The organism is Weissella paramesenteroides ATCC 33313 (assembly GCF_000160575.1).
In the GTDB taxonomy this organism is placed as follows: Bacteria; Bacillota; Bacilli; order Lactobacillales; family Lactobacillaceae; genus Weissella; species Weissella paramesenteroides.
The window spans coordinates 281,868-294,548 of sequence record NZ_GG697129.1; the positions used below are offsets into that span (position 1 = coordinate 281,868).

General features: G+C 42.0%; 5 protein-coding genes and 3 tRNA genes. All 8 read right to left on the reverse strand.

The genetic code is table 11. The annotated features are described in order from the left end of the window. Window positions 1-271: 271 nt before the first annotated feature. A complete protein-coding gene (locus tag HMPREF0877_RS04290; protein ID WP_002828020.1) occupies window positions 272-1,468 on the reverse strand; it encodes an iron-containing alcohol dehydrogenase in 1,197 nt (398 codons plus the stop codon). Between the two features lie 172 nt (window positions 1,469-1,640). Further along, window positions 1,641-5,285, reverse strand: coding sequence for a DNA-directed RNA polymerase subunit beta' (gene rpoC, locus HMPREF0877_RS04295; RefSeq protein ID WP_040760748.1), 3,645 nt, complete (start codon window positions 5,283-5,285; stop codon window positions 1,641-1,643). A gap of 148 nt (window positions 5,286-5,433) precedes the next feature. Then, window positions 5,434-9,036, reverse strand: a complete 3,603-nt coding sequence (gene rpoB / locus HMPREF0877_RS04300) for a DNA-directed RNA polymerase subunit beta (protein ID WP_040760550.1) — start codon at window positions 9,034-9,036, stop codon at window positions 5,434-5,436. Between the two features lie 270 nt (window positions 9,037-9,306). Then, window positions 9,307-11,802, reverse strand: a complete 2,496-nt coding sequence (locus tag HMPREF0877_RS04305; protein WP_040760552.1) for an ATP-dependent Clp protease ATP-binding subunit — start codon at window positions 11,800-11,802, stop codon at window positions 9,307-9,309. Window position 11,803: 1 nt separating this feature from the next. Further along, window positions 11,804-12,280 (reverse strand): CtsR family transcriptional regulator, encoded by a 477-nt coding sequence (locus tag HMPREF0877_RS04310; protein WP_040760554.1) that lies wholly within the window; start codon window positions 12,278-12,280, stop codon window positions 11,804-11,806. A gap of 137 nt (window positions 12,281-12,417) precedes the next feature. Next, window positions 12,418-12,491: transfer RNA gene (locus HMPREF0877_RS04315), tRNA-Arg, on the reverse strand. Window positions 12,492-12,522: 31 nt separating this feature from the next. Then, window positions 12,523-12,595, reverse strand: a tRNA-Gly gene (locus tag HMPREF0877_RS04320). Between the two features lie 6 nt (window positions 12,596-12,601). Next, a tRNA-Thr gene (locus HMPREF0877_RS04325) sits at window positions 12,602-12,674 on the reverse strand. Window positions 12,675-12,681 lie beyond the last annotated feature (7 nt).

Below are 12,681 nucleotides of genomic sequence, written 5' to 3' on the forward strand. Positions count from 1 at the left end.
AAATCGAAACTGATAGTATATGGACAAAAAGAAAGAGAGCGAGACAAAAGTTGTTTTGAAGCCGGTGTGTAACGTGATTTACGCAATTTTTTTCCGTAGCAACGCGAAGGACAGGAATGGCGTAAATTTCGTTACATTGAGGCTTCAGACTTTTGGAACGCGTTTATGCTATAAAGCTTTCATACTTATAATGAATACATTTTTAGCAAAAAAAGATTGGAACCTTTTCCTGTCCCAATCTCTTACAAACTACTCAATATGCTTGTAATTTTTATTCAAAGCCTTCAACTGTTGATGATGCTTGATACAAAGCAACAATGTCATCTACCGTCAAGTTTACGTAACCGCCACCTTGATCCAAATGACCGATGCGAACGGCTTCTTGCGCCATTTCAACAAATTTTTCATCCGTATTAATGTCAACGCCACCAAGAGTCATTGGAATATCAAGTGACTTTATCCAATCATAGGTGGCTTGAATCGCCTTTTCGGCAATCTCATGATCATTGTCGCCTGTCAAGTGCCAGACTTCACGACCAAATCGCACAAACTTTCCCTCAGTTTCAGCTGAAAGTGCCCGCTTCATCCACCGTGGTGTTAAGATTCCTAAGCCAACCCCATGAGTAATATCATAATAAGCTGATAACTCGTGTTCAATTGGATGGACTGTCCAGCCATTAGCATTTCCTGAACGAGCAATGCCATTCAGCGCCATTGTAGCACCCCACATCAAGTTAGCCCGTGCATCATAATTATCCGGTTCCTTAATGGCAATCGGTGCCCATTTGATAACTGATCGCATCATCCCTTCAATAATTCCTGCGGTCACATCATTTGCTGTTGAACGATCAAAATATTGCTCTGTCAAATGTGAGAAAATATCAAATGAACCAGCTGCAGTTTGCCATTTCGACACTGAATAAGTTAATTGTGGGTCTAAGAATGAAACGGCAGGTGTCTTTGGTCCATAAGTCCCCAACTTAACGTTTAATTCTGGATTTGAAATGACTGATCCGGCATTCATTTCTGATCCCGTCGCTGACAAAGTTAAGATATCTACAACGGGAAGTTGATCAATATTCGCACGAGACTGCGATCCACGATCCGCAACTAGGTCCCATGCATCGCCATCATAAAACTTAGCTGATGCAATTACCTTTGATGCATCAAGAACTGAACCACCACCAACTGATAGCACAACATCAATATCATGATCCTTGGCTAACTTTTGTCCTTCACGAATCGAGTCAATTTTAGGATTTGGTGCAATGCCTGATAATTCAACAACATGTAATCCCGCCAAAGCCTTCATCACACGATCATAAAGACCTGACTTTTTAATTGAGCCACCACCATAAGTTAGTAAGACATTTTGACCAAATTGTGCAACGGCATCATGTAATTCTTCATCAATATGATGCTTACCAAAGCGAATATCTGTGCTATTTTGAAAACGAAAATCTTCCATTTGAACCTCCTGTCAATTACCGACGGTTGTTACTATTTATTTATTTTATTATTGACTACACTCTTATATTAACAAAAAAGTCTCGTAGACAACAACCGAATGTCGTCTACGAGACCTTTAATCAACTAAAGAACTTGGTGAGATAAACTCACTCAGTGCGCTCTTTGTTTTTTTATTTTGCTAAATGCATGGCATTTTCAATATCAGCAATTGATGTTGGTGTATCATCCTCATTGACGATTGGTTCAGCAACAACTTTATCTTCAATTTCTTGATATTGCTTCATTCCAGTACCAGCTGGAATCAACTTACCAATAATAACATTTTCTTTCAAACCAACAAGTGGATCATTCTTACCGCGAATAGCAGCGTCAGTCAAGACACGTGTTGTCTCTTGGAATGATGCGGCAGACAAGAATGAGTTGGTCTCCAATGATGCTTTGGTAATACCAAGCAAAACAGGACGACCAGTTGCAGGTAATCCACCCTTTAGCAATGTATCTTCGTTAGCATCACGGAATTGGGCGATGTCCATCAAAGTACCTGGCAAAAGATCTGTTTCACCTGGATCCATGACACGAACTTTACGTAGCATTTGACGTGCCATAACCTCAATGTGCTTATCAGAAATCTCAACACCTTGCATACGGTAAACCTTTTGAACTTCATGCACAATATAATTTTCCGTTGCAAGTGTATCACGAACTTGAATAATTTCCTTAGGATCAGCTGAACCTTCATTCAACGTCTCACCACGGTGAATACGATCGCCCTCACCAACACGCATACGTGCAGTCATTGGCAATGTATAAGTACGTGTATCTGTCTCACCTTGAATAGTTACTTCCTTGGTACGATCAGCAGGGTTTTCCTCGATTGAAGTCACTTCACCAGTTACTTCAGTAATCATCGCACGACCCTTAGGGTTACGTGCTTCAAAGATTTCTTGCACACGAGGAAGTCCTTGTGTGATATCGTTTCCAGCAACACCACCAGTGTGGAAAGTACGCATCGTCAATTGTGTACCTGGCTCACCGATTGATTGTGCGGCAACAGTACCAACAGCTTCACCAACTTCAACAACATCACCAGTAGCCATGTTACGACCATAGCAACGCACACAAACTCCGTGTTCAGTGTTGCAAGTAAATGCTGAACGAATAGTTACAGTTGTGATACCCGCTTCAATAATGCGCTTAGCAATATCTTCAGTAATCATCTCGTTATGGTTAACCAACGTCTCACCAGTCTCTGGATCAAAGACAGACTTTTGCGCATAACGACCTAGAATACGCTCATATAGTGGTTCGATAACTTCGTTACCATTCATAATTGCTGTAACATCTAAGCCACGATCACTATGACAATCTAGTTCACGAATAATAACATCTTGCGCAACATCAACCAAACGACGTGTCATATATCCTGAATCGGCAGTCTTCAAGGCCGTATCAGTCATTCCCTTACGAGCACCGTGAGTAGAGAAGAACATCTCCAAAACAGATAGTCCCTCACGGAAGTTAGCGATAATAGGTAGCTCCATGATGCGACCATTAGGTGCAGCCATCAATCCACGCATACCAGCTAGTTGCGTAAAGTTAGAAATATTACCACGGGCTCCAGAATCTGACATCATGAAGATGTTGTTATCTGGTTCGAAGTGCTCAATCAGCTTTTCAGTGATATCATCCTTAGCCTTATTCCAAATAGCAATAACACGCTCATATCGTTCTGAATCAGTAATCAATCCACGACGGAATTGCTTTGTTACCGTTGCAACCTGCTTGTGGGCATCTGCGATAATTTCTGGCTTTTCCTTCAAATCGGTAACGTCAGAAACTCCAACAGTCAAACCAGACTTCGTCGACTCATCGTAACCCAAGTCCTTCATGCGGTCCAACAACAATGATGTTTCGGTAACTTTGTAAATCTTGTAGACTTCAGCAATGATATCTGACAAGTAGCCCTTCTTAAATGGTGGCAAGATTGGTGTCTCAGCATAATGTGCTTTGATATCCTCACCTGGCTCCAAGAAGAAACGATTATCAATTTCATGCAAGTTAGCTTCTGTGGGCTCGTTCAAGAATGGGAAGTCTTCTGGCAAGATATCGTTAAAGAATAACTTTCCAACAGAAGTCAACATAATACGTGAACGCTGCTCAGCAGTAAATGGCTTGGCAGCTGGTAATGAACTTGTCTGAATACCAATACGTGTATGCAAGTGTACATACTTGTTTTGGTAAGCAGTACGAACCTCATTAACATCCTTAAAGATCATGCCTTCACCTTCACGACCAGCTTCTTCAGTCGTTAGGTAGTAGTTACCGATAACCATGTCTTGTGATGGCGCAACGATAGGCTTTCCATCCTTAGGTGCCAAGATGTGTCCGGCAGCCAACATAAGCAAACGTGCTTCGGCTTGTGCTTCATCTGATAGAGGCACGTGGATAGCCATTTGGTCACCGTCGAAATCGGCGTTGTAAGCTTCGGTTACCAATGGGTGCAAACGCATCGCCTTACCAGAAACTAGCACTGGTTCGAATGCTTGGATACCCAAACGGTGCAACGTTGGTGCACGATTCAAAAGCACTGGGTGCTCTTTGATAACGTCTTCCAAAACGTCCATAACATCATCATCACGACGATCGATCTTACGCTTTGCGGCACGAATATTACCAGCCAAGTCACGCTTGACCAATTCCTTCATGATAAATGGACGGAATAGCTCCATAGCCATTTGGCGAGGTAGTCCCATTTGATTCATCTTCAAGAAAGGACCAACATCGATAACTGAACGTCCAGAGTAATCAACACGCTTACCAAGCAAGTTTTGACGGAAACGTCCTTGCTTACCTTTAAGCATGTGTGACAATGACTTCAATGGACGGTTACCTGGACCTGTAACTGGACGACCACGACGACCATTATCAACCAAGGCATCAGCTGCTTCTTGCAACATACGCTTTTCGTTTTGCACGATGATACCAGGAGCATTTAACTCTAACAAACGCTTCAAACGGTTATTACGGTTAATTACACGACGATACAAATCGTTCAAATCTGAAGTGGCAAAACGACCACCTTCAAGTTGAACCATTGGACGCAAGTCAGGTGGAATAATTGGAATAACATCCATGACCATCCACTCTGGCTTATTACCAGACTTTACAAACGCCTCAATGATGTCCAAACGACGAACAGCACGAACACGCTTTTGTCCAGTTGCCTCACGTAATTCAGCCTTTAATTCGGTAACTTCTTCTTCCAAGTCAACATTAGCTAACAAGGTCTGAACAGCTTCTGCACCCATACCGGCTTCAAAAGCATTACCATATTCAGCCTTTAATTCACGATACTCACGTTCTGATAGTAATTGCTTTTCGGTTAATGGTGTATCACCACCCTTAGTAACTACGTATGAAGCAAAGTAGATAATTTCTTCAAGTGAACGTGGTGACATATCCAAAACTAATCCCATACGTGATGGGATACCCTTAAAGTACCAAATATGTGATACTGGCGCAGCCAACTCAATGTGACCCATGCGCTCACGACGAACCTTAGCTGACGTTACTTCAACACCACAGCGGTCACAGACGATTCCCTTATAACGGATTCGCTTATATTTACCACAGGCACATTCGTAATCTTTTGTAGGTCCAAAGATACGCTCATCAAAAAGACCATCTTTTTCGGGTTTAAGTGTTCGGTAGTTGATTGTCTCAGGCTTTTTTACTTCACCATAAGACCAGCTGCGAATCTTATCTGGACTGGCCAGACCGATTTGCATGCTTTCAAACTTATTGACATCGATCAATGGTTCGACCCCTTTCATAGGTTCTTTATACAATTCCGACCCAAAGCTCCGCTAAATTTGTGCTTAGTATTATTGTCATGAAGGACCTTAACACTAAGCACAAACCTAGCAAAAGCTAGGTCGGCTAACACTTTATTTAATTAATGAATTAATTAGCACTATCATTAGTGTTTGCAACACTATCTGAATTTGCTGTGTTACCAGCACCTTCAGCATTAAATTCTTGTGCTAATTTGTCAGTTTTCTTATCTGCTGAAGCGATATTAAGGACTGAATCATCTTCATCCATATCACGCAGTTCAATTTCGCGTTCATCAGCATCTAAGACCTTCATGTCCAACCCAAGTGCTTGCAATTCCTTAACTAGCACGCGGAATGATTCAGGTACACCTGGCTTAGGAATTTGCTCACCCTTGACAATGGCTTCATAAGTCTTAACACGTCCGACAACGTCATCAGACTTGTATGTCAAAATTTCTTGCAACGTGTGCGCAGCACCATAAGCTTCAAGGGCCCAAACTTCCATTTCACCGAAACGTTGACCACCGAATTGTGCTTTACCACCAAGCGGTTGTTGCGTAACCAATGAGTAAGGTCCGATTGAACGGGCGTGAATCTTATCGTCAACCATGTGAGCTAGTTTCATATAATGCATGATACCAACAGATACACGCTTATCGAATGCCTCACCAGTACGACCATCATAAAGAATTGACTTTCCATCGGCTGGCAAACCAGCTTCTTGAATGGCATCCCAAATATCCGTGTCACGAGCCCCATCAAAGACAGGTGATGCAACGTGAATACCTAGTTCACGGGCAGCCATACCTAAGTGCAACTCAAGTACTTGACCAATATTCATACGTGAAGGCACACCCATTGGTGACAACATAATATCAATTGGCGTACCATCTGGCATAAATGGCATATCTTCAGAAGGTACAATAACTGATACCGTTCCCTTGTTACCATGACGCCCGGCCATCTTATCACCAACTTGAATCTTACGACGTTGGGCAATGTAGACACGAACCATCATGTTAACACCTGGTGACAATTCATCCCCATTTTCACGAGTGAAGATACGAACATCTTGGACAACTCCACCACCACCGTGAGGAACCTTCAATGAAGTATCACGTACTTCACGAGCCTTCTCACCAAAGATAGCATGTAGCAAACGCTCCTCAGCTGATAGTTCAGTCACACCCTTAGGCGTTACCTTACCAACCAAAATATCACCGTCTTCAACTTCAGCACCGATGCGAATAATTCCGCGCTCATCCAAGTTCTTCAACTGATCTTCACCAGTGTTTGGAATTTCACGTGTAAATTCTTCAGGGCCAAGCTTTGTATCACGCGCTTCTGACTCGTATTCCTCAATGTGGATTGATGTATAAACATCATCACGAATCAAACGCTCATTAATAATGATAGCGTCCTCGAAGTTATATCCTTGCCAAGTCATGAAGGCAATCAATGGGTTTTGACCCAATGCCAATTCACCTTGTTCCATTGATGGACCATCGGCCAATACTTCATCAGCATCAACCTTGTCACCAACCTTAACAATTGGACGTTGGTTATAGTTCTTACCAGCATTTGAACGACGGAACTTCATCAAAGCATACTTATCTAATGAACCATCTTCACGGCGAACGCGGATTTCGCGACCGTCAACGTACTCAACAACACCAGGATATTGTGAAATAATCGCAACACCAGCATCGTGAGCAGCCTTATATTCAATACCAGTACCAATCAATGGTGCATGTGGATCAATCAAAGGAACTGCTTGACGTTGCATGTTGGCACCCATCAAGGCACGGTTTGAGTCGTCATTTTCCAAGAAAGGAATGGCAGCAGTAGCGACCGCTACGATTTGCTTAGGAGAAACATCCATGTAATCGACTTGATCAATTGGCACTTCAACGTTTTCATCACTCTTACGAGCCAAAACAGTATCAGTAGCAAATGAACCATCTTCATTTAGGACAGAATTTCCTTGGGCAACCACGAAATTATCTTCTTCATCGGCTGTTAAGTAGTCAATTCGGTCAGTAACCTTGTGAGTTGTCCAATCAACACGACGATATGGTGTCTCAATGAAACCGTACTTATTAACACGTCCATACGTAGCTAATGAGTTGATCAATCCAATGTTAGGACCTTCGGGTGTTTCAATTGGGTCCATACGACCATAGTGTGTATAGTGAACGTCTCGAACTTCATATCCGGCACGGTCACGAGTCAAACCACCAGGTCCCAAGGCTGACAAACGACGCTTATTCGTTAATTCACCCAATGGATTTGTTTGATCCATGAATTGTGACAATTGTGATGAACCGAAGAACTCTTTAACAGCAGCAACAACTGGACGAATATTAATCAATTGTTGTGGTGTAACAGTGTCTGGGTCTTGAATTGACATACGTTCACGAACCACACGTTCCATACGGCTCAAACCAATACGGAATGTGTTTTGTAGCAATTCACCAACACGACGAATACGACGATTACCCAAGTGGTCAATATCATCAGTCGTACCAACGCCTAATGGCAAATTCAAGAAGTAGTTCATACCAGCGATGATATCGGCTGGCTTAACTGTACGAATAGCTGGATCAAATTGACCGTTACCAATGATTGGTAATGTCTTTTCTGGATCCTCTGGATTCTCAACCAAAATTGTTTGCAAAACCATTGGTTCCGTAACAACCGCATCGTCAGAAGGTGTGAACGTTGTCCGCTTGAAATCTTCACGATCCAAGTAAGGTGACAATGCTGACATAACCTTCTTGTCAATCAATGTACCCTTTTCGGCAATAATTTCACCAGTATCTGGGTCAGCCAAAGTTTCACCCAAAGTCAAGCCCATCAAGCGTGACTTCAATGACAACTTCTTATTGATCTTGTAACGACCAACTGGTGCTAAATCATAACGCTTTGGGTCAAAGAAACGTGCAGTTAACAAGGCACGTGCTGAATCAGCTGTCTTAGGCTCTCCCGGACGTAAACGTTCGTAGATGTCTTTCAAGGCCTCTTCAACTCGTGAATCTTCGATGTCTTTGTGCACATCTTTGTCCAAAGTTAATGAGATAGAATCATATTGATCACCTAACATTTGTAGGATTTCTGAGTCTGAACCATAACCCAATGCACGTACCAACTCTGTGATTGGCAACTTACGCGTACGGTCAATACGAACATAGCTAAGACCCTTAGCATCTGTCTCAAATTCCAACCAAGCACCACGACTTGGAATGAATGTTGTACCGTAATTTGGGCGTCCGTTCTTGTCTAATTCTTCATTGTAGTACACACCAGGAGAACGTACTAATTGTGAAACAATAACACGCTCAGCACCATTAATAATAAAGGTACCTGATGGTGTCATTAATGGGAAATCACCAAAGAAAACATCTTGTGACTTAATTTCGCCAGTTTCTTGATTTGTTAAGCGCAACGTAACGTGCAATGGTGCTGAATAATTAGCATCATGGTTACGTGCTTCTTCTACTGTGTACTTTGGCTCCATGAGCTTATAGTCCACAAATTCTAGAGACAACTTACCTTGGAAGTCCTCGATTGGTAAAATGTCCATGAACATTTCACGTAATCCTTCATCCAAGAACCAGTTGTATGAGTCCGTTTGAATTTCGATCAAGTTAGGCAAATCAAGGACTTCCTTGATTCGTGCGTAACTACGACGAACACGGTGTTTACCATACTTTACAAGCGTTCCTACCAAGTTTTCCACCTCGCTTTGAATTGGCCAACTGTGCACCCAGTTATATTACAGTTTGTTTACATTTTCTGTTTTTTACCGGTTTTTAAGTGCAAAAAAGACAACAGCATCCCCATACCTGAAAACGCTCTTGTCGTTATTATGCAGGCTTTCAGGGACAATATTTCCTGTCAGCCGTTGTCTTATACACAATTAAACTAATGATAAGTATACAAGAAAAAGTAAGCTTTATCAAGAAAAACAATTCTTGTCAACGCTTACTTTTTAATTTTTTTATTCAGTTACTGTTTCGACATTATTTTTTGGTTGCTTAACGGTGATATTAATTTCACCACCCTTGGCACCAATCGTGACTTGATCGTTAACAGTGACTTTTCCAGTCAACAATTCTTCAGATAATGCATCTTCAATCTTTGACTGCAATGCTCGTCTAATTGGACGTGCACCATATTCTGGATCGAAACCAGCTTTGGCAATCACATCAATTGCTGCTGACGTAATTTTTACCTTAAATCCTTGCTCACCGATACGCTGCAAAACTGACTTTGACATCAACTTAACGATTTGGTGAAGTTCTTCCTTATTTAATGAGTGGAAGACAACAACTTCATCCAGACGATTAATAAACTCTGGCCGGAAAGTTTCTTTCACCGTTTGCATAATTGTATCACGCATCGCGTTGTAATCAGACATCTTATCAACGGCACCGAACCCAACTGATTTTTCATCACGAAGGCGTGTTGCACCAAGATTTGACGTCATGATAATAATCGTATTTCTAAAGTCAACTTTACGTCCCTTAGAATCTGTCAAAAAGCCATCATCAAAGACCTGTAACATTAAATTATAGATATCTGGATGTGCTTTTTCAGCTTCATCAAGCAAGACCACTGAATATGGTTGACGACGAACTTTTTCAGTTAACTGACCGCCTTCTTCATAACCAACATATCCAGGTGCTGATCCAACCAATCGACTGGCTGAATAAGCTTCACGATATTCTGACATATCGACGCGAATCATGTTATCTTCTGAACCAAACATTGCTTCAGCTAAAGCCTTCGCTAATTCAGTTTTACCAGTTCCAGTTGGCCCTAAGAACAAGAATGTTCCAATTGGGCGTTTTGGATCTTTCAATCCTGAACGTGCCCGACGAATCGAACGCGCAATTGCTGAAACAGCTTCATTTTGGCCGACAACTCGATTATGCAATACCTTCTCTAAGTTCATTAGGCGATCTTTTTCTGATTTTTCCATCTGCGTCACAGGAACACCCGTTTGCTCAGAAACCACCTCGGCAATATCATGCAATGATAAGACAAGATCATATTGACTTTCACTATCACCATCATTCTTGGCTTGCGCATCTAGCTGCTTGTCAATACGGCGTTTTTGACTCATTTCTTTTTTGCGCAATTCAGCAGCTAATTCAAAGTCCAACCGCTCAATCGCTGCATCTTTTTCCTGTCGCAATGCAGCCAATTTTTCCTGTTGCTTTGCGAGTGGGGTTTCATGACCCGTTCGGTCGATACGGACTTTAGCTGCTGCCTCATCCATAATATCGATTGCCTTATCTGGTAAGAAACGATCTGTGACATATCGTACTGAAAGTTTAACCGCTTCAACAATTGTCTCATCTGGAATTGCCACTTGATGATGTTGCTCATAGCGGTCTTTCAACCCTTTTAGAATAGCAATGGCATCTGCTTGCGTTGGCTCATTGACCGTAACCTGTGCAAAACGACGCTCAAGTGCAGCATCAGCTTCGATGTACTTTTGATATTCATCGAGAGTCGTTGCCCCGATAGTTTGCAATTCACCACGTGCTAAAGCAGGTTTCAAAATATTTGAGGCATCAATGGCACCTTCTGCACCACCAGCACCAATCAAAGTGTGTAACTCATCAATAAACAAGATAACTTGACCATCGTGTTGAATTTCATCAATCACCTTTTTTAGACGATCCTCAAATTCACCACGATACTTCGTTCCTGCAACTAATGATCCCATATCTAACATCATCAACCGTTTTTGAGTCATGTCTGACGGTACATCACCAGCAACGATTTTTTGTGCCAAGCCTTCAGCAATCGCTGTCTTTCCAACACCTGGTTCACCAATTAAAACTGGATTATTTTTTGTACGACGCGACAAGATTTGAATGACACGCTTAACCTCAGTTTCACGTCCCACAACTGGATCCATTTTTTTATCGCGTGCTAATTGCGTTAAATCACGTGCTAGCGCATCTAAAGTTGGTGTTCCTTCAGATGATTGGCCTTGAGCACCACGTTTACGTCGCGGATCACGACGCTTCGGTGCCTCACTAACGCCTAATTTACGCAAAATTGCGCGACGCATTTCTTGGGGATTCACACCTAAATTAATCAGAATACGTGATGAGAAGATAGTTTCATCTGATAGTAGGGCTAGCAAGAAATGTTCAGTACCCGTTCGCTCTTGATGCAATTTAGTTGCACTCTCATTTGCCAAGCGCAGAATTTCGGCTGCTTTTGGTGAATAAGGCAAATAAGATTCTTTTTCTGCGCGAGATAACGTACCATAGCCAGTAAATTGTTCAATTTGACTTTTAATATCGTCATCGACCACATTAAATTGTTGCATCACCTTGCTGGCAATACCTTCTTTTTCAATCGCTAATGCAAGTAGTAAGTGCTCAGTACCCACTGCTTGATGTTTAAAATATTTTGCTTGTTCTTGTGCAACGACTAGCACGTTCTTTGCACTCGGTGTATATTGATTATCCATATTAATCACGCTCACTTTCAAACCGTAAACGGTTCAATAATTGCTGTAATAACCTAGCCCGAATACGACCTTGAATAGTTGCATCGCCAACTGCTAACGCTTCTTTTGATAACATTGTTAATAGAAGCTCGCCTTCACGCCGTGTTAAAATCTGTTCTCGGTATAGGCTAGATATTACTGCTGTTGCTGTTCTAAAGCTAACAATTTCAGGGAGACTCTGTCTCATTTCTTCAATGAGATCAGGTTCTGTTCGTAGTGCCATTTTTACAATACGAATATAGCCACCACCACCACGCTTTGATTCTACCAAATAACCATTCTCTGCACCAAATCGTGTTTTGATTACATAGTTGATTTGTGATGGGACAACATTGAAGCGGCGGGCAATTTCAGCCCGACGAATTTCAATTTCATTCGCCTGCTGTAAAATTTGTTTCAAGTATGCCTCAATATTATCGGACATATTTGAATCAGCCATGTCCTTCACCCCCTTGACCAATATTGACATAATTATAAGGCGCATTGCAAGACAATGCCACTAAACAATCACATCTTTTTAAAAAACATCAATTGACACAAAAACCACCAAGATTTCTCTTGATGGTTTTTAATTGATGCACCTAGAAGGATTCGAACCTTCAACCTTCTGATTCGTAGTCAGACACTCTATCCAGTTGCGCTATAGGTGCATGTTCATTTAAAACTTCCCATTTGGAAGAAAGCGAACAACGGGATTCGAACCCGCGACCTCTACCATGGCAAGGTAGCGTTCTACCAGCTGAACTATATTCGCATGGGATGCCGACTACTGGATTCGAACCAGCGACCTCTTCATTACTAGTGAAGCGCTCTGCCAGCTGAGCTAAGTCGGCTTCTGTA

What these genes read in the sequence shown, in the direction of transcription:
- HMPREF0877_RS04290 (WP_002828020.1), bottom strand. Translation starts at nt 1,468, where the DNA reads ATGGAAGATTTTCGTTTTCAAAATAGCACAGATATTCGCTTTGGTAAG.
- HMPREF0877_RS04305 (WP_040760552.1), bottom strand. Translation starts at nt 11,802, where the DNA reads ATGGATAATCAATATACACCGAGTGCAAAGAACGTGCTAGTCGTTGCA.
- HMPREF0877_RS04310 (WP_040760554.1), bottom strand. Translation starts at nt 12,280, where the DNA reads ATGGCTGATTCAAATATGTCCGATAATATTGAGGCATACTTGAAACAA.